This window comes from Amycolatopsis viridis, from assembly GCF_011758765.1.
Lineage (GTDB): Bacteria > Actinomycetota > Actinomycetes > Mycobacteriales > Pseudonocardiaceae > Amycolatopsis_E > Amycolatopsis_E viridis.
Genome location: NZ_JAANOU010000001.1, coordinates 2178123 through 2195897 on the forward strand (window position 1 = coordinate 2178123; position 17775 = coordinate 2195897).

General features: G+C 73.3%; 17 protein-coding genes. 4 read left to right on the forward strand and 13 right to left on the reverse strand.

Going from position 1 to position 17775, the window contains the following annotated elements; translation table 11 throughout:
• Positions 1-35: 35 nt before the first annotated feature.
• The 5 genes from FHX46_RS10730 to FHX46_RS10750 all read right to left on the reverse strand — a co-directional run bounded on the left by FHX46_RS10730 (position 36) and on the right by FHX46_RS10750 (position 6705).
• Complete coding sequence (locus FHX46_RS10730) at positions 36-2144, reverse strand: 3-hydroxyacyl-CoA dehydrogenase NAD-binding domain-containing protein (protein ID WP_167112930.1); 2109 nt, start codon at positions 2142-2144, stop codon at positions 36-38.
• Positions 2141-3331: a thiolase family protein gene (locus FHX46_RS10735; protein WP_167121356.1), complete on the reverse strand. Its 1191-nt coding sequence runs from the start codon at positions 3329-3331 to the stop codon at positions 2141-2143. The genes FHX46_RS10730 and FHX46_RS10735 overlap by 4 nt, the downstream gene beginning before the upstream one ends.
• Positions 3332-3600: 269 nt before the next feature.
• Positions 3601-4824 carry a ribonuclease D gene (locus FHX46_RS10740; protein ID WP_167121358.1) on the reverse strand — a complete coding sequence of 408 codons (1224 nt, stop codon included), beginning with the start codon at positions 4822-4824 and terminating at the stop codon, positions 3601-3603.
• 88 nt (positions 4825-4912) lie between these two features.
• Complete coding sequence (locus tag FHX46_RS10745) at positions 4913-5566, reverse strand: response regulator (protein ID WP_208400099.1); 654 nt, start codon at positions 5564-5566, stop codon at positions 4913-4915.
• 575 nt (positions 5567-6141) lie between these two features.
• Complete coding sequence (locus FHX46_RS10750; protein WP_167112932.1) at positions 6142-6705, reverse strand: DUF3000 domain-containing protein; 564 nt, start codon at positions 6703-6705, stop codon at positions 6142-6144.
• An 87-nt stretch (positions 6706-6792) separates the two neighbouring features.
• Here FHX46_RS10750 and hemE point away from each other — a divergent pair, with 87 nt between their 5' ends.
• The 3 genes from hemE to hemQ are packed head-to-tail and all read left to right on the forward strand — an operon-like array spanning position 6793 to position 9983.
• On the forward strand, positions 6793-7890 hold the full coding sequence (hemE, locus tag FHX46_RS10755) for a uroporphyrinogen decarboxylase (RefSeq protein WP_167112934.1): 1098 nt from the start codon (positions 6793-6795) through the stop codon (positions 7888-7890).
• Positions 7890-9257 carry a protoporphyrinogen oxidase gene (gene hemG / locus FHX46_RS10760; RefSeq protein ID WP_167112936.1) on the forward strand — a complete coding sequence of 456 codons (1368 nt, stop codon included), beginning with the start codon at positions 7890-7892 and terminating at the stop codon, positions 9255-9257. Before hemE ends, hemG begins: the two co-directional genes overlap by 1 nt.
• A 33-nt stretch (positions 9258-9290) precedes the next feature.
• Positions 9291-9983 carry a hydrogen peroxide-dependent heme synthase gene (hemQ, locus tag FHX46_RS10765; RefSeq protein WP_167112938.1) on the forward strand — a complete coding sequence of 231 codons (693 nt, stop codon included), beginning with the start codon at positions 9291-9293 and terminating at the stop codon, positions 9981-9983.
• Positions 9984-10034: 51 nt separating this feature from the next.
• Here hemQ and FHX46_RS10770 read toward each other — a convergent pair whose 3' ends face one another.
• The 7 genes from FHX46_RS10770 to FHX46_RS10800 all read right to left on the reverse strand — a co-directional run bounded on the left by FHX46_RS10770 (position 10035) and on the right by FHX46_RS10800 (position 15216).
• A complete protein-coding gene (locus FHX46_RS10770) occupies positions 10035-10364 on the reverse strand; it encodes a hypothetical protein (protein WP_167112940.1) in 330 nt (109 codons plus the stop codon).
• On the reverse strand, positions 10361-11167 hold the full coding sequence (locus FHX46_RS10775) for a DUF692 domain-containing protein (RefSeq protein ID WP_167112942.1): 807 nt from the start codon (positions 11165-11167) through the stop codon (positions 10361-10363). The genes FHX46_RS10770 and FHX46_RS10775 overlap by 4 nt, the downstream gene beginning before the upstream one ends.
• Positions 11151-12071 carry a TIGR04222 domain-containing membrane protein gene (locus FHX46_RS10780; RefSeq protein ID WP_208400100.1) on the reverse strand — a complete coding sequence of 307 codons (921 nt, stop codon included), beginning with the start codon at positions 12069-12071 and terminating at the stop codon, positions 11151-11153. The genes FHX46_RS10775 and FHX46_RS10780 overlap by 17 nt, the downstream gene beginning before the upstream one ends.
• A gap of 111 nt (positions 12072-12182) precedes the next feature.
• Positions 12183-12605, reverse strand: coding sequence for a peptide-methionine (R)-S-oxide reductase MsrB (msrB, locus tag FHX46_RS10785; protein ID WP_167121362.1), 423 nt, complete (start codon positions 12603-12605; stop codon positions 12183-12185).
• 22 nt (positions 12606-12627) lie between these two features.
• On the reverse strand, positions 12628-12918 hold the full coding sequence (locus FHX46_RS10790; RefSeq protein ID WP_167112944.1) for a hypothetical protein: 291 nt from the start codon (positions 12916-12918) through the stop codon (positions 12628-12630).
• Positions 12919-12932: 14 nt separating this feature from the next.
• Positions 12933-14468, reverse strand: coding sequence for a serine/threonine-protein kinase (locus FHX46_RS10795; RefSeq protein ID WP_167121364.1), 1536 nt, complete (start codon positions 14466-14468; stop codon positions 12933-12935).
• Between the two features lie 19 nt (positions 14469-14487).
• On the reverse strand, positions 14488-15216 hold the full coding sequence (locus FHX46_RS10800) for a TVP38/TMEM64 family protein (protein WP_167112946.1): 729 nt from the start codon (positions 15214-15216) through the stop codon (positions 14488-14490).
• Between the two features lie 294 nt (positions 15217-15510).
• Between FHX46_RS10800 and FHX46_RS10805 the strand changes: the two genes are divergently transcribed.
• Positions 15511-16503 carry an LLM class flavin-dependent oxidoreductase gene (locus FHX46_RS10805; protein WP_167112948.1) on the forward strand — a complete coding sequence of 331 codons (993 nt, stop codon included), beginning with the start codon at positions 15511-15513 and terminating at the stop codon, positions 16501-16503.
• Here FHX46_RS10805 and FHX46_RS10810 read toward each other — a convergent pair.
• Positions 16461-17759, reverse strand: a complete 1299-nt coding sequence (locus FHX46_RS10810; protein WP_208400101.1) for a glycosyltransferase 87 family protein — start codon at positions 17757-17759, stop codon at positions 16461-16463. The genes FHX46_RS10805 and FHX46_RS10810 overlap by 43 nt on opposite strands.
• Positions 17760-17775: the final 16 nt, after the last annotated feature.

Genomic DNA, 17775 nt, shown 5'->3' on the forward strand with positions numbered 1-17775 from the left:
GTAGGACGCGCGAGAGGGCCTCCGGGTTGAGCTGTCTACGCGGGCACGGAAGCCACACCCGGCGCCAGGAACGGTTTTCCGGTCACCTTCGCCGACACGCCGGTCCGGTCCAGGTACGGTGTGATGCCGCCGAGCCAGAACGGCCAGCCGGCGCCCAGGATCAGGCAGAGGTCGATGTCCTGCGGCTCCGCGACCACGCCCTCGTCGAGCATGATCCGGATCTCCCCGGCGATCGCGGACAGCGCCCGCTCCCGCAGCTCCTCCGCCGTCGACGGCTTGTCGCCCTGCTGCCACAGCGCGGCGACCTCCGGGTCGACCGTCTGGTTGCCCCGGTCGTCCCACTGCCAGACCGCGGTCTTGCCGGACGCGACGAACTTCTTCAGGTTCTCGCTCACGCCGAAGCGGTCCGGGAACGCCGCGTGCAGCGTCTCGCCCACGTGCAGCGCGATCGCCGGGCCCACCAGCTGCATCAGCGTCAGCGGCGACATCGGCAGGCCGAGCGGCTCCAGCGCCCGGTCCGCCACGTCGAACGGCGTGCCCTCGTCGACCGCGGTCAGCACCTCGCCGAGGAAGCGGAGCAGCAGCCGGTTCACCACGAACGCCGGGGCGTCGGAGACCAGCACGCTGGACTTCTTGAGCTGCTTGCCGACCGCGAACGCCGTCGCCAGCGCCGCGTCGTCGGTCTTCTCGCCGCGCACGATCTCCAGCAGCGGCAGCACGGCCACCGGGTTGAAGAAGTGGAACCCGACGACCCGCTCCGGGTGCTGCAGCTTCGACGCCATCTCCGACACCGACAGCGACGAGGTGTTGGTCGCCAGGATCGCCTCGGGCCGGACGTAGTTCTCCAGATCGCCGAAGACCTGCTGCTTGACGCCCATCTCCTCGAACACGGCCTCGATCACGAAGTCGGCGTCGGCGAAGGCGGCCTTGTCCAGCGAACCGCTCACCAGCGCCTTGAGCCGGTTGGCCTCGTCCGGCGAGATCCGCTTCTTGCCGAGCAGTTTGTCGATCTCACCGTGCACATAGGACACACCCTTGTCGATGCGCGCCTGGTCCACGTCGGTCAGCACGACCGGCACCTTCAGCCGCCGGACGAACAGCAGCGCGAGCTGGCTCGCCATCAGGCCGGCGCCCACCACGCCGACCTTCGTCACCTTGCGCGCCAGCGACTTGTCCGGCGCGCCGGCGGGCCGCTTGGCGCGCTTGTTGACCAGGTTGAACGAGTACAGCCCGGCGCGCAGGGTGTCGTCCATCAGCAGCTGGGCCAGTGCCTGGGTCTCGGCCGCGTAGCCCGCGTCGAGGTCGTTGGCACGCGCCAGTTCCAGCAGCTCGACGGCCTTGGTGGCGCCGGGCGACGCGCCCTTGGTCCGGCCGTCCACAATGGCCTTGGCCCGGGCGATCGCGGCGTCCCAGCCGGCGCCGCGGTCGATCTCCGTGCGCTGCGGGGCGACCTCGCCGCGCACGACCCGCGCCAGCCACAGCAGGGACTGCTCGAGGAAGTCTGCGCTGCCCAGCACCTCGTCCACGATGCCCAGCTCGGCGGCCTGCTTCGGCTTGAGCATCTTGTTCTGGTTCAGCGCGTTCTCGATGATCACGGTGACCGCGGCGTCCGGCCCGATCAGGTTCGGCAGCAGCTGCGTGCCACCCCAGCCCGGGAACAGGCCGAGGAACACCTCGGGGAAGGCGATCGCGGCCGCCGATTCCGACAGCGTGCGGTAGTGGCAGGACAGGGCCAATTCGAGACCGCCGCCCATGACCGCACCGTTGACGAAGGCGAAGGTCGGGATCGCCGAGTCGGTCAGGCGGCGGAACACCGCGTGACCGGTCTCGGCGATCTCGTGCGCCAGAGCCGGGTCGGAGACCGCCTCGACGCCGGAGAGGTCCGCGCCGACGGCGAAGATGAACGGCTTGCCGGTGACCGCGATGGCCGCCGGCTCCGCGGCGAACGCCTCGTCCAGCGCGGCGTTCAGGCTCACCAGGCCCTGCGGGCCGAAGGTGGACGGGCGGGTGTGGTCGTGCCCGTTGTCCAGCGTGATCAGGGCGACCTGCTTGTCCAGACCGGGTACCGCGATCAGGCGCGTGGTCGCCCGCGTGACGACCTCGTCCGGGAACGCGGCCTTGGCCTGCTCGACCGTGAACGTCACTTGTCACTCCCGTCGTAGGCAGGGTTCTCCCAGATCACGGTGCCGCCCATGCCGAGGCCGATGCACATCGTGGTGATGCCGTAGCGGACCTCGGGGTGCTCGGCGAACTGGCGGGACAGCTGGGTCATCAGCCGCACGCCGGAGGAGGCCAGCGGGTGGCCGCAGGCGATCGCGCCGCCCCACGGGTTGACCCGCGGGTCGGTCTGCTCGATGCCGAAGTGGTCGAGGAAGGCCAGGACCTGCACCGCGAACGCCTCGTTGATCTCGAACAGGCCGATGTCGCCGATCGTCAGGCCGGTGCGCTTGAGCAGCTTCTCGGTGGCCGGCACCGGGCCGACGCCCATCACCTCGGGGTCGACGCCGGCGAAGGAGTAGCCGACCATCCGCATCGCGACGGGCAGGCCCAGTTCGCGGGCGGTCTCCTCGTCGGCGAGCAGGGCACCGGTCGCCCCGTCGTTCAAGCCGGCCGCGTTGCCCGCGGTGACCCGGCCGTGCGGGCGGAACGGGGTCTTGAGGTTCGCCAGGCTCTCCACGGTGGTGCCCGGCCGCGGCGGTTCGTCCTCGGTGGCCAGGCCCCAGCCCAGCTCCGAGCGGATCGCGACCGGCACCAGCTCGGGGCCGATCTTGCCGGCCTTGACCGCGTCCGCGTAGCGCTCCTGGCTCTGCGCGGCGTACTCGTCCGCGCGGCGCTTGGTGATCGCCGGGAAGCGGTCGTGCAGGTTCTCCGCGGTCTGGCCCATCACCAGCGCGGACGGGTCGACGAGCCGGTCGGCCACGATCCGCGGGTTCGGGTCGACGCCCTCGCCCATCGGGTGGCGGCCCATGTGCTCGACGCCGCCCGCGATGGCGATGTCGTAGGCGCCGAACCCGATCCCGCCGGCGACGGTGGTGACGGCGGTCATCGCACCGGCGCACATGCGGTCGATCGCGTAGCCCGGCACGGACCGCGGCAGGCCCGCGAGCAGGGCGGCCGTGCGGCCGATCGTCAGACCTTGGTCGCCGGTCTGGGTCGTGGCGGCGATGGCGACGTCGTCCACCCGCTCCGGTGGCAGTTCCGGATGGCGGCGCAGCAGCTCGCGGATGACCTTGACCACGAGGTCGTCGGCCCTGGTGCCGGCGTAGATGCCCTTGTCACCCGCCTTGCCGAACGGGGTGCGGACCCCCTCGACGAAGGCCACGGTGCGCACCGCCCGCGCGGTCGGCGCAAGGGGGGTTGCGGCCACGATGTGCTCCCTCTGTGAGTTCCGGGCCGCCGGTTACCCGGCGGTAATGCCGTCACTCTAGACCCGGTTACCCGTCGGTAACCAGGGCGTGGCCTGGTGGAGTGGGTGAGACCACCTTTTCGGGCGGCCGAACGGGAGAAGCGGCGGCACCGCCGGTTGCGGGGTGCGGTAGGGGGATCCGGCGCGACGGCTGACCAGCCCCGGTGCGCGGCGGCCAGCCGGGCCGGCAGCGATCAGGCCGTCGCCTGGAGCGCGTCCACCAGTACCGGTGCGGTGAGCTCGATCTGCCACGCCCGGGCGCCGCCCGCGGCGAGCGCCGCGGACACGCCGTCGACGCTCCGGTCCTCCGGCGGGCGCCAGCAGGTGCGGCGCAACAGGTCGGGCAGCAGCAGGTTCTCCACCGGCAGCTGGTGGTGCTCGGCGAGCTTCGCCAGACCGGCCCGCGCCGCGGCCAGCCGGGCTGCCGCGTCGGGGTCCTTGTCCGCCCAGCGGTTCGCCGGGGGCGGGCCGTCGGTGGGTTGTGCCGGGTTGGGCAGCTGGTCCCGCGGCAGCTGACGGGCCGCCTGCAGGTGCCGGAACCAGTTACCGGTGTACCGGCGCTGCACGCGGCCACCGAAAACCGGCAGCGCCTGCAGCTCGGCGACGGACTTCGGGTCGGCCAGCACCGCGTTGACGATCGCGCTGTCCGGGAGCACCCGGCTCGGCGCCCGGTCGCGCTTGCGGGCCAGCTCGTCCCGCGCCTCCCACAGCGCCCGCACGGCGGCGAGGCCCCGGGCGGTCCGCACCTTGTGAATTCCCGACGTGCGGCGCCACGGCTCGGTCCGCGGGGCGGGCTGCGGGGCGGTCCGCACGGCCTCGAACTCCTGACGCGCCCAGTCCAGCTTGCCCTGCGCGTCCAGCTCCGCCTCGAGCTTCTCCCGCAGCGGGATCAGCAGCTCGACGTCCAGCGCCGCGTAGTTGAGCCAGTCCACCGGCAACGGCCGTTTCGACCAGTCCGCGGCGCTGTGCCCCTTCTCGAGGTGGTAGCCGAGCAGCCGCTCGACCAGCGTGCCGAGCGCCACCCGGTCGTAGCCGGCCAGCCGTCCGGCCAGCTCGGTGTCGAACAGGCTGCCCGGGACCAGGCCCAGTTCGGCCAGGCACGGCAGGTCCTGCGAGGCGGCGTGCAGCACCCACTCCTGGCCGTTGAGGACGTCCTGGAGCGGTCCGAGCCGGCCCGGGAGGGCGATCGGGTCCACCAGGACGGTGCCCGAGCCCTCGCGGCGCAGCTGCACCAGGTAGGCCTTGGGCCAGTAGCGGTAGCCGGACGCGCGCTCGGTGTCCACCGCGATCGCGCCCGTACCGGCGGCGAGCCGATCGCAGGCGCGCGCCAGCGCCTGCTCGTCCGCCACCACGTCCGGCGTCCCTTCGGACGGCTCGGTGAGGGTGACCGGGACAGCCGGTTCGCTGGTGTCAGGCACGTGATCTGCGGTTTCCACGTCGGACAACCCTACGGGACGGGCGCACCGTCACCGGTACGCCCGTCCGTTGGGACCCTGTTCGGCTGAATCAGCGGATCACGCCGGCCCGCATCGCCAGCGCCACCATCTGCGCCCGGTCGCCGGTGCCGAGCTTGCGCCCGATCCGGGACAGGTGCGACTTGACGGTGAGCGCGGAGAGGCTGAGCTCCTCGCCGATTTCCTTGTTGGACTGGCCGTCGGCGACCAGCTGAAGCACCTCGACCTCGCGCGCGGACAGCTCCCGCGGCGTGTTGTCGGTGCCCGGCACCCGCGTGCCGGTCGCGAGGACCGGGGCCACACTCGGGTCCGCGTACACCCCGCCGTCCAGCACCCGGCGCACCCCGTCGGTCACTACCACGGGGGAGGCCGACTTCAGCAGGTACGCCTGGGCACCGGCCTGGAAGGCCGAGCGCACGGCATACGGATCGTCGGACGAGGCGAGCACCACGATGCGGGGCCAGCCCTGGCTACGGAGCTCCGTCACCAGGTCGATCCCGCTGCCGTCCGGCAGTCCGAGGTCGAGGATGGCCAGGTCGCACGGACCCGTCGCGGCAGCCCGCGCCCTCGCCTCGGCCACCGAGGCGGCCTCGTGTACGGTGCCCGCACCCATCTGTGCGAGTCGTGCGGCAATCGCCTCCCTCAGCAGCGGGTGGTCGTCGACCACCAGCACCGAAAACAGCTCTTCCCGCGGATGCGGAACCATGCTCGCCGGCAAAGCACCGGCTGGCGTGGATCTGACGGCCTGCGACAAGCCGACGGCAGCCACGTCACTACCTCCCTGGAGTCGGTCGTGCCCCCCGACCGGCACCGGGTACTTTCGGCCGATCAGCCGCGCCAGCTGTAGACCGAAAGTGGTGTCGTCGAAGGGCACTCTAGCCGTCGATCGCCGCCCGCGGGGGGATCGAACGGGTATCTATCCCGATCGGGTAGTTACTAGCTGGCATCGCTGTAGCACAATCGGACCAATGAACTCTTCGTGGCTAACAGATTGCCGAGCGCCAGCGATTTAACAAGGTTCGGCACGTAGAGATGCGCGTGCATACGGACCGTGCATCTGCTCGCTCCGCGGACCGCGCCGCGCTCCCTGGTCGAGCTAACTGCGTCGTCGGGTCGAGGTAACCGGGCCAACGCACAGCGTAGACGGCCGCCGACGGCTCCGGAACCGGGGCGCGAGGCACCGCGACCGGACCACCGGACATCCGGGAATGAGGTCTGCATCACAACCCGCCGTGTCCACGGGTCGCCACGGCCTCCACGGCCTCTCCGGTGCCGGCCGGGTCAGCCGCTCTGCCGGTGCCCGAACATCGAGACCCCCACCGGCGGCAGCCCGGCCACGCTCGACATCAGCTGGCAGAACGCCTCGCCGTGCGGACGGGCGTCCTCGTCCACCGGGGTCCAGGACGCCCGCAGTTCGAGATCGTCGGTGCGGGCCGGCCCGCTGATGTCGCCGAAGCGGGCGGAGGAGGTCTCGGTCACCGTGCCGCCGAGCGCGGTCCAGGACGCGCCCGAGTTCTCCAGCGCGTCGGTCAACCACGACCAGCCCACCGCGGGCAGGAACGGGTCGCTGGCCAGCTCCCGGTCGATCTCCGCGCGCACGTAGACCACCACGCGCAGCACGCCGTGCCAGGACTCCTGGCCCTCCGGGTCGTGCAGCAGCACCAGACGGCCGGTGGCCGTCACGTCCGCGGGGCCGGTCGCGTCGCAGCTGAGCGCGTAGGACCAGGGCGCGAGGCGCTGCGGTGCGCGGATCGGCTCGAGCGTCATCTCCGGCCGGGGCCGGAGGGCCTGCAGCGCCGCGACAGCTTGGCGGAACAACTCGGGCGCATGCGTCATCGCGGTCACAGCCCGACTGTAAGGCGACGCGGCGGCCCCGGGCGGCAGACGCGCCGAGGAAAGCCGACGTCCGGGCCCGTGGCACCATGGATGACGATGTCCACTACTGCACAATCGCGGCCGCGAGCGGCCCACGGCGAACTCCGTGCCCCCCGTGACCTCACCGCGTCGCCCTTCCTGGCCGCCGCGCGGGGCCGCCGTCCCGCGCGGCTGCCCGTCTGGTTCATGCGCCAGGCCGGCCGCTCGCTGCCCGAATACCGCGCGCTGCGCGAGGGCGTGCCGATGCTGAAGGCGCTGTTCGACCCGGAGATGATCGCCGAGATCACGCTCCAGCCGGTGCGCCGCCTCGGGGTGGACGCCGCCGTCTTCTTCAGCGACATCGTGGTGCCGCTGGTCGCCGCCGGCATCGACGTCGACATCGTGCCCGGCACCGGCCCCGTCGTGGCTGCCCCGGTGCGCGACGCGGATGCGATCGCCCGCATGCCCGAGCTGGACCCGGCACGGCTGGAACCGGTGATCGAGGGCACCCGCCTGGTGGTCGACCGCCTGGGCGAGACGCCGCTGATCGGGTTCGCCGGCGCGCCGTTCACGCTCGCCTCCTACTTGATCGAGGGCGGCCCCAGCCGCACCCACGAGCGCACCAAGGCCCTGATGCACTCCGAGCCCGCGTTGTGGCACGACCTGGCCGCACGGCTCGCCGGTATCGCGGTGACCTTCCTGCGCGGGCAGGTCGAGGCGGGCGCGGATGCGGTGCAGCTGTTCGACTCCTGGGCGGGCGCGCTCACCCTGCGGGAGTACCGCGAGTTCGTGCAGCCGCACTCCGCGCGCGTGCTGGCGGCGGTGGCCGACCTGGACGTGCCGCGCATCCACTTCGGCGTCGGCACCGGCGAGCTGCTGCCCGCCATGCGCGATGCCGGGGCCGACGTGGTCGGCGTGGACTGGCGGGTCCCGCTGGACGAGGCCGTGCGGCGGCTGACCGCGAACGGCGAGCCCACCCCGGTGGTGCAGGGCAACCTGGATCCGGCACTGCTGCAGGCGTCCTGGCCGGTGATCGAGGCCGAGGTCCGCCGCATCGCCGCGGAGGGCCGTGCCGCCGCCGCGCACATCTTCAACCTCGGCCACGGCGTGCCGCCGGGCGCCGACCCCGAGGTGCTGACCCGCATCGTCGAGCTCGTCCACAGCCTGGAGCCCTGATGCACGTCGCGGTCGTCGGCGGTGGCGTCTCGGGCGCGGCCGCGGCGTACCGGTTGCGGGCCGCGCTGGGTGACGGTCCGGCGATCACGCTGTTCGAGTCGGGCGACCGCCTCGGCGGCAAGCTGCGCACCGTTGAGGTTGCGGGCATGCGCTACGACACGGGCGCCGAAGCCTTCCTCGCGCGCCGCCCGGAAGGCGTCGGGCTCGCGGCGGAGCTGGGCCTGGATCTGGTCCATCCCAGCGGTGCCCGGTCGACGGTGCTGGCCGGCGGCCGGCTCGCGCCGCTGCCCGGCCGGACGATGATGGGCATCCCCGGCTCGCCGGACGCGGTCGCCGGGGTGCTGTCCGACGGTGCGCTGGCGAGGGTCGCCGCCGAGCCGGACCTGCCGCCGGTGCGGCTGGGCGCCGACGTCGCGCTCGGCGCACTGCTGCGCGAGCGCTTCGGCGACGAGCTGGTGGACCGGCTGGTCGACCCGCTCCTCGGCGGGGTTTATGCGGGCGGCGCGGACGGGCTGGGCTTGCGGGCCACGGTGCCCGCCCTGGCCGCCGCCCTCGACCGCGGCGCGCCGTCGCTGACCGCGGCCGCGGCCGGGCTGATCCCGGACCAGCCGAGCACCGCCCCGGTGTTCGGCACGCTGCCCGGTGGCCTGGGCACCCTCGTCGACCGGCTCGTCGAGCTCGCCAAGCCGGACGTGCGCCTGGGCCGACCGGTCACCGCGTTGCACCGCCGCCAGGACCGCTGGCAGCTGGTGGCCGGCGGCGAGGCCGTCGACGCCGACGCCGTGCTGCTCGCGGTGCCCGCGCCCGCCGCCCGCAGGCTGCTCGCCGGGGTCGCCCCGGCCGCGTCCGCCGCGCTCGGCGAGATCGAGCTGGCGTCGATGGCGGTCGTCGCGATGGCCCTGCCGCCCGGCACCGAGCTGCCGGACGCCTCGGGGGTGCTGATCGGCGCGCGGGAGCGCCGCGCCGACGGGACTCCGTTCGCCGCGAAGGCGTTCACCTTCTCCAGTCGCAAGTGGCCGCACCTGAACACCGGACCCGTGCTGGTGCGCGGGTCGGTCGGGCGCTTCGGCGAGCCCGGCGCGCTGCACCGCGACGACGACGAGGTGGTCTCCCTGGTGCGGGCCGACCTGGCGGAGCTGACCGGGATCACCGCGGAACCGATCGACGTCGTGGTGACCCGCTGGGGCGGGGGGCTGCCGCAGTACGGGCCGGGCCACCTCGACCTGGTCGACCGCGCCGAGCGCGCCGTCGCGGAGGTGCCGGGGCTGGCGCTGGCCGGAGCCGCGCTGCACGGCGTCGGGGTGCCCGCGTGCATCGCGACGGCCATCGCGGCAGCGGCGCGCATCACCTCACACGTGGTGCGCTAGCAGCGGCTTCGGCCGCGGTGGGAAGATGGGGGCATGGCGCGGCTGAACTACCAGGAGCTCAACGACACCATCCGCTACACCGCCTGGTCGGTGTTCCGGGTCGAGCCCGGGCGGCTCCCGGAGGATCGCGGCCAGGCCGCCGCGGAGACCACCGGGTACCTCGATGCCCTGGAGGGCAAGGGAGTCGTGGTGCGGGGGGTCTACGACGTCGCCGGCCTGCGCGCCGACGCCGACTTCATGATCTGGTGGCACGCCGAGACCGCGGAGCAGGTGCAGGCCGCCTACACCGGGTTCCGCCGCACCCCGCTGGGCCGCGTGTCGGCGCCGGTGTGGAGCCAGTTCGCGCTGCACCGGCCCGCCGAGTTCAACCGCAGCCACATCCCCGCCTTCCTGGCCGGTGAAGAGGCGCGCAAGTACATCTGCGTGTACCCGTTCGTGCGGTCCTACGAGTGGTACCTGCTGCCGGACGCCGAGCGCCGCAAGATGCTCGCCGACCACGGCAAGGAGGCCCGCGACTACCCGGACGTGCGCGCCAACACCGTGGCCTCGTTCGCGCTCGGCGACTACGAGTGGATCCTCGCCTTCGAGGCCAACGAGCTGCACCGCATCGTCGACCTGATGCGCCACCTGCGCGCCACCGAGGCGCGCCGCCACGTGCGCGAGGAGACCCCGTTCTACACCGGGACGCGGGTTCCGCCGGCCGAGCTGATCGCCAACCTGCCGTAGGTGCTCGGCCCACCCGCGTCGGCCTGGATCGGGACGACCGGCAGTGCTACCTCACCGGCCGAGCCGGAACCTCCGGCGTGGCCGGGGCAGTTCGCCGCGCTCGGTGAGCCAGGTGGCGAAGTTCGCGGCGTCCTGGCGGTAGCCGACGCCGTCCGTGCGGGGCGTGGCCGCCGCGTAGGCGTCGAACAGGGGACGGAACCGTTCGCCGAGCGCCTGGGGCAGGTCCGGACGCAGGTCGGCGACGATGGAGCCGCGCTTGGCGCGCAGGGCGCGGATTTCGGCGGCCACGCGCCCGGGGTCGAAACCGGTGGGAACCTGCTCGCCGGCCAGCAGGGCGCGCAGCAACGCGGCCTGGCGGGCGGCCAGCTCCGCGCGGCTCACAACCGGTCCCGGACCGCGGCGAGCTCGGCGGCCAGTTCGTCGTCGGGCGGGTAGGCGCCGTCCCGTTCCAGCAGGGCACCCGGCGGCTCGGCGCGGCGCCGCAGTTCGGTGAGCAGGTCCAGCACCTCCGGCCGCACGGGATGCGTGTGCGTGTCGTGGTAGATCCCGTCCACCTCGACCCCGCCCGCGACGTGCACGTACGCCAGACGCTCCAGCGGCACCTCGTCGAGGAAGGCCGCCGGGTCCGTGCCCAGGTTGCGCGCGTTCGCATACAGGTTCGCGACGTCCACGATCAGCAGGCAGCCGGTCCGCTCGGTCAGCTCGCGCAGGAACGCGGCCTCGTCCATCTCCGCGTCCGGCCACTCCAGCAGCGCGGCGATGTTCTCCAGCGCGAACGGCCGCCCGATGATCGACTGCGCCAGCCGCACGTTCCCGGCCAGCACGTCGAGCGCCTCCCGGGTGCGGGGGAGCGGCACCAGGTGCCCGGCGTCGAGACCGCCCGCGCGCACGAAACAGACGTGGTCGCTGGCGACCGGCGCGTCCAGCTCGTCGGCCACTGCCGCGAGGTGCTCGACCCGCCGCGTGTCCAGCGGTTCGGCGCCGCCGAGCGACAGCGACACCGCGTGCGGCAGCACCGGCAGACCCCGCGCGCGCAGCTCGGTCAGCGCGGCCGGCAGGTGCCCGGGGTGCAGGTTCTCCGCGATCACCTCGACCCACTCCACGCCCGGCATGCGGGCGATGGACAGATCGATCTCGGGGCGCCACCCGATCCCCACGCCCAGCCGGTCAGTCGCCACCGCCACCTCCGCACCCGCCGCCACCGCACGAGCTGCCGCCGCAGGAACTGCCGCCGCCGCACGAGTTCCCCCCGCACGAGCTGCTGCAGCTGCTCGACGACCCGCACGAGGAGGCACCGCGCGACGAGCGACGCGGCGCCCCGGCCGACCCGCGCGACTTCTGCGGCCGCGGGGCGGGCGCCCCGTCCAGCGCCTCGGCGATCTTCCGATCCGGGTACCGGGTCAGGCCGCCCAGCGCCACCGCCTGCGCCGCGCTCGTGCCCGACGCCGACCGGACGACCTCGTCGCCGGTCCTTGTGCGGGGCGGGCGGCGGCCCGGCAGGCCGGTGACCGCCCACAGGATCGCGGCGGGCGCCAGGGCGAGCAGGAAACCGCCGCCGGGGAAGCTCGTGAACGCCACGACCGCGACGGCGGCCATGAGGACCGCGGCCAGCCGCCGGATGTTCTTCAGCGGGCCCTGCTCGACCAGGAGCCCGGCCTCCGCGAGCCGTTCGCGCGCGACGTCGAGCACGGTGCCACCGCGCAGGGCCGCCCGCACGGTGTGCAGCGTCGCTGCGCCGCGTTCGTGGTGCACGCTCGTCCACACCGCCGCGCCCAGCTCGTCGGCCGGGGGACGGTCGCCGGTCGTGGTGAGCCGTCCCGCGTAGCTCACCCGGACCCGCTGGCGTTCCAGCAGGTCGGCCAGGGCCGCGTCGATCGCGCGCATCGGGCCGCCCGCCAGGAACCCCAGCTCGGCCGGACCGGGCGTCCGGTGCGGCGCGGCCGCACGTCCCTTCAGCAGCCGCGGGCCGACCAGGAGTACCAGGATCGGGAGCAGCACCAGCCCGACGCAGATCACGAGGAACGCCGGCAGCGGAAGTCCCCAGTACCCGGACCCGCCCACGTCCCTGACCGTCGCCTCAACCCCCAACGCCGGCACCTCCGCCTCAGCCCGTTCCACGGTGAGACGACCCGCGACGGCCGCCGGTTCCCTCACGGGGACGGTCGTCAGGATGCCGGGCGCCCAGGTCCAGCCGGCCCGCTACTCGGCGGGGACCAGGCGCAGCGAAATCGAGTTGATGCAGTACCGCTGGTCGGTGGGGGTGGCGTAGCCCTCGCCCTCGAACAGATGACCCAGGTGGCTGTGGCAGGTCGCGCACAGCACCTCGGTGCGCACCATGCCCAGTGACCGGTCCTCGCGCAGCAGCACGGCGTCGGAGGAGGCCGGGTCGAAGAACGACGGCCAGCCGCAGTGGCTGTCGAACTTCGTGTCGCTGCGGAAGAGCTCGGCGCCGCACGCGCGGCACTCGTAGACGCCGGTGGTCTTGGTGTCGGTGTATTCGCCGGTGAACGGCCGCTCGGTGCCGGCCTGGCGCAGCACGGCGTACTCCTCGGGGGAGAGCTGCTCGCGCCACTCGTGGTCCGGCTTGACGACCTTCGGGGTGGCTCCCACGACCGGTTCCATGCGGGGCTTCATACCGTTCAGGCTACTCGGACAGCCACTGCACGGCCTGCACCACGATGTCCCACGCGGCGACGATCACGCCCAGGACCAGCAGCACCACCACGGTCGCGGCGACCCACCAGCGCAGGCCGCCGGCCCGGGTGCTGGACTCGGCGAACTCGGCCACGTTGTGCAGGGTGGCCTCGACGGTGAACCCGGGCTCGGTCCGCTGCATCCGGTCCAGGTGCCGCGCGAACGCCTGCGCCTCCGGATCGTCGGGGTCCAGCCCGATCAGGTCGTCGTCGAACCGCGGGTCGCGGCCGCCTTCGGTCATACCGCCAGCGTAGGTCACAGGCGGGTGTCGTCGTCGATCTTGAGGCCCTGCTCGGTGTTGACGACCCGCCACGAGATGCGGCCGGCCCCGGAGATGGTGACGTACATGTCGGCGGAGCCGTCCGCGTTGAGGCCGTTGTCCGCCAGAATCGAGCTGTACTGCTCGATCCGGTGCTCGCTCCAGTACTGCTGGAACGCTTGCTGGCTACCGAACACCGCCTGCGCGGCGGGCGTGAGCACGGCCCACGCCGCGGCCGAGCCCTTGCCGTCGAGGTAGGTCTTCACAACCTGCCCGGCCTGACCGTAGTTGACCGAGCCGCCGGTGTTGGGTGTCTTGCCCAGCGCGGTCGCGGGTGCGCTGCTGGACGTGCTCGACGGTGCCGAGGTGGGCGTGGTGGGCTTGCTGCCGCCAGCGTTGGCCTGCGAGGAGCTGTCCGGCCCGTTGCCACGGTTGAGCGCGACCACGAGCACCACCACGAGCACGGCGATCACGGCCATCGCCGACCCGGTGAGCACCGCCTTGCGCTTGAGAAGCGGGGTCCCGGCGGGCTCGGCCGGTTTCGGCGACGGGACGAACGCCGCGGTCGGGTTGCGCGGGCCGTGCTGCGGCGGGGCGGGCGGCGCAGCCGTGGCGACACCGGTGCGCTGCCACGGCGGGCGCTCGGCCGGGGTGTCCACGGGCACGGCCACCGGCTGGCGACCGGAGGTGTGCAGCGGCGGCGACACCAGCGTGCCCCGGGCGTCCTTCTCGCCGTTGGCCAGCGCGGCCAGCCGGTCCCGGGCCTCCAGCATGGTCGGCCGCTCCTCCGGCTCGACCCGCAGGAGGCTCATCAGCAGCGCGGTCGCCATGCCGGACTGGCGCGGCGGGATGACCTGCCCGTTCGCCGCCGTGTACAGCAGCGCCAGCTGGTTGGAGCTGTTGCCGTAGGGCGGCTGGCCCTCCAGCGCGTGGTAGAGCGTCGCGCCGAGGGAGAAGACGTCGGAGGCCGGGGCCGGGTCCGAGCCGCGCGCCAGCTCGGGCGCCAGGTACGCCGGGGTACCGCCGATCAGCCCGGTCTGGGTGAGGGTGAGGTCGCCGGCGGCGCGGGAGATGCCGAAGTCGGTGATCTTCGCCGTGCCGTTCTCGTCGATCAGGATGTTCGCCGGCTTGATGTCGCGGTGCACGATGCCGGCGCGGTGGGCCACCACGAGCGCCGAGGCGACCTGGTGCCCGATGCGCGCCACCTCCGGCAGCGGCAGCGTGCCCTGCTCGGCGATCACCGCGGACAGGCTGCGCGAGGGCAGGTACTCCATCACCAGGCACGGATCACCGCCGTGTTCGGCGATGTCGAACACCACGATCGCGTTGGGGTGCTGGAAGCGCGCCGCGTTCTTCGCCTCGCGCATCGCCCGCTGGCGCATGTTGTTGCGCTCGGTCTCGGACATGCCCGGCTGGGCGAGGATCTGCTTCACCGCCACCGAACGCTCGAGGCGCTCGTCGACCGCGCGCCACACGACGCCCATGGCGCCGCTGCCGATGTGCTCAACGAGGCGATAGTGCCCTGCGATCAGCTGACCGGTGTCGATGGGACTACTCCTCGGAAACTCTCCGCATGTGCTGGCCTGGCTCCGCGCGAACGATCTCCTCGCGCACCGGGTCGAGTGTAGCGGGCTGCCCGGAACGCCCGCCGTAAGCTGTCCCGCGAGCGATTCGCACGAGGCCGACGGCACCGGCGAGCGCGAAGGCACCGTAGCAGGCGAGCAGCGCCGGCGGCGTACCGCCGGTGAGCGCGTCGCCCAGCACCACCACCGCGATCGTGCCGGGCAGGCTGCCGAGGACGGTACCGATCAGATACGGCCGGAATCCGACCGACAGGATGCCGCAGCAGTATCCCAGCGGGGCGAAGGGAACCACCGGGATCAGCCGCAGCGACGTCACCGCGAGAACCCCGCCGCCGGCGAGCCGTTCGTCGACCGCGCGCACCGCTTTCCGTTCCAGGTGGCGGGACACCAGGTCCCGGCCGGCCCAGCGGGCGAGGCCGAACCCGAGCGCGCCGGAGATCGCCGTCGCGGTGACGGCCACCAGGATGCCGAGCGCGTCGCCCAGCAGCAGCCCCGCGGCGAGGTTGAACACGGTGCGCGGAATCGGGGCGACGGTGAGTACCGAATAGGCGGCGAGGAACACCAGCGCGGTGACCGGCCCGGCGCCGGCGGCCCAGTCGCGCAGCTCCGCCGGGCTCGGCACGGGAAGCGTGAACGCCGCGAGGACCGCACCGGCGAACAGGACGAGCGCGATGATCAGTTTCCGGCGGCGGGACACGGCGTCCACGGTAGGGCACGCGCGGATGCGGTCGGGCACGGCTACCGGGTTCCGCCGGCAGTCGGGTACCGCGTCGGTACCCGCACCGTGCGGGTGTCCACTCCGGACAAGGTGCGTTTTCCGTGCGGGGCATCACGAAGCGGTGCACGTGCTGGCGCGGGTCCGGCCGACCGGGACTTCGGTCTGGGGCAGATGCCGTAGCCACCGCGTGCAGCCCGGCCGCGCGGGAGTGACGGCGGCCGCGCCGGGCGCGGAGCGCGGAACACCGTCGGCCGCCGGGGTGTTGACCTTGTCGTGAAGCTGTCTGTGCTCGACCGGTCCCGCACCCGCGAAGGGGGTACGCACGCCGCGGCGCTGCGGGAGACCGTGGCGTTCGCCCGTCAGGCGGAGGAGCTGGGATACCACCGGTTCTGGGTGTCCGAGCACCACAGCGTGCCGGGGGTGGCCGGATCTGCGCCCACCGTCCTGGCCGCGGCCGTCGCCGGCGCCACCTCCCGCATCCGCGTGGGCACCGGTGGCGTGATGCTGCCCAACCACCAGCCGCTCGTCGTGGCCGAACAGTTCGGGGTGCTCGAGGCGCTGCACCCCGGGCGGATCGACATGGGCCTGGGCCGTTCGGTCGGGTTCACCGGCGGCGTGCGGCGTGCTCTCGGCCACGGCAAGGACGACGCCGACCGTTTCGGTGAGCAGGTGCGGCTGCTGCTCGGCTACCTCGACGGCACCCAGCGCGAGCACCCGGGCGTGCACGCCTACCCCGCCGAGGGCGCGCCGGTCCCGGCGTTCCTGCTCGCCACCGGCGCCGGCGCGGACCTCGCCGCCGAGCTGGGCCTGCCCCTGGTGATCGGCGCGGTCCGCGGCGAGGCGGCCATGGTGGAGGCCATCGGCCGCTACCGCGAGCGGTTCGTGCCGTCGGCGCGCTGCCCGGTGCCGTACGTGGTGGTCTCGGCGACCGTGGCCGTCGCGGAGACGGCTGAGGCGGCGGAGCGGCTCCTCGTCCCGGAGGCGTGGTCGGCGGCCTGGTCCCGCACGCACGGCGTCTTCCCGCCGCTGCGGCCCGCCGGCGAGATCCTCACCGCTACGATGACCGGCCGCGAACGCGCGTTCTTCGACGAGGCCCGGCAGGGGCACCTCGCCGGCACGCCCCGGGACGTGGCCGGGAAGCTGGACGAGCTCGTGGCACGCACCGGGGCGGACGAGATCCTGGTGACGACGAGCACCTACGACCGTGCCGAGATGCTCGCCTCCTACCGGCTGCTGGCCGAATCGGTCCTGACGGCCGCGCGGTAGCCGAGCGCGACCGTGAGGAACACGCCGAACGTCAGCCAGAGGTAGGCGTTCTGGCACAGCCACCGCACCCCGGCCGCGGTGAAGTCGAACACCGAGTTCTCCTGCAGCCCGGCGAACGGCAGCACCCCGCCGGAGGTCACGAGGAGGGTGCCGGCCAGCGCGACCCAGGCCGGCACCGAGCCGCGGAAGGCGCGATCGGCCAGCCAGATCAGCAGCATCGCCAGCCACACCCAGTGGTGCACCCAGCTGTACGGGGAGACGGCCGTCATCGCGAGCCCGCACAGCGTCACCGCGCCCAGCTCCTCGCCGCGCGCGGACAGGCGGCGCACCAGCAGCAGGCACACCACCGCCGTCACCACGGCGGCCAGCAGCCACACGATCTGCATGCCCCCGGCGAGGCCGGTCGTGCGCGCGAAGAACCCGCGCAGCGACTCGTTCGACGGGTTCTCCGGCACCCCCACCCGGGCCGGGTCGGCGAACGCGCCGGACCAGAAGGTCACCGAGTCGTGCCCGAGGACGGCGAATCCGATCGCCACGGTCGCCGCGAACGCGCCGCCGGCGACCGCCGCGGCCCGGTAGCGGCGCGTGACCAGCAGGTACAGCACGAAGAACGCCGGCGTCAGCTTGATCCCGGTAGCGATCCCGATCAGCGCGCCCTTGACCTTCGACGAGTCGGGCAGCGCCACGTCGAGCAGCACCAGCGTCATCAGCAGGATGTTGACCTGACCGAACGCCATCGTCTCGCGCACCGGCTCGCACCACATCAGCACCGCCGCGACCGGCAGGCTGAACACCACCAGCCGCACGTCGCGCCGCAACCGCAGCAGCGACAGCGCTGCCCACACACCGGCCACCAGCATCGCGTAGTCACCGAGCGCGCCCACCCAGCGGAACCCCGCGCCCGTCACCGCGGCGAGCGGGACGAACAGCAGCGCCGCGAACGGGGTGTAGACGAACTCCCACACGCCGCGGACGTGGCCCACCAGCGGTGTGTCGTAGACGGACACGCCGTGCAGCACCCGCTGACCCGCGATCCGGTAGACGCCCAGGTCGAGCAGGTGCAGCAGTGCGGGCAGGTTGGCCAGGACCTCGCGCACGTACCAGAAACCGCACACCCCGCCCAGCACCAGCACCGGCCAGAAGACCGCCCAGGGCACCGGTCGCCGGCCGCCGTCCCGCGGTGCCGGCCCCGCGGCCGCCGTCTCGGCGGTGGACGAGGGCACCGGCACTCCCAGTGCTTGCTGGTCCGGGCGCATGGTGGACAAGCCTAAA

Excerpts from the sequence above, each read along its gene's own strand:
- FHX46_RS10745 (WP_208400099.1), bottom strand. The coding sequence starts at position 5,566 with ATGGTTCCGCATCCGCGGGAAGAGCTGTTTTCGGTGCTGGTGGTCGAC.
- hemE (WP_167112934.1), top strand. The coding sequence starts at position 6,793 with ATGTCCACTACTGCACAATCGCGGCCGCGAGCGGCCCACGGCGAACTC.
- hemG (WP_167112936.1), top strand. The coding sequence starts at position 7,890 with ATGCACGTCGCGGTCGTCGGCGGTGGCGTCTCGGGCGCGGCCGCGGCG.
- hemQ (WP_167112938.1), top strand. The coding sequence starts at position 9,291 with ATGGCGCGGCTGAACTACCAGGAGCTCAACGACACCATCCGCTACACC.
- msrB (WP_167121362.1), bottom strand. The coding sequence starts at position 12,605 with ATGGAACCGGTCGTGGGAGCCACCCCGAAGGTCGTCAAGCCGGACCAC.
- FHX46_RS10790 (WP_167112944.1), bottom strand. The coding sequence starts at position 12,918 with ATGACCGAAGGCGGCCGCGACCCGCGGTTCGACGACGACCTGATCGGG.
- FHX46_RS10810 (WP_208400101.1), bottom strand. The coding sequence starts at position 17,759 with ATGCGCCCGGACCAGCAAGCACTGGGAGTGCCGGTGCCCTCGTCCACC.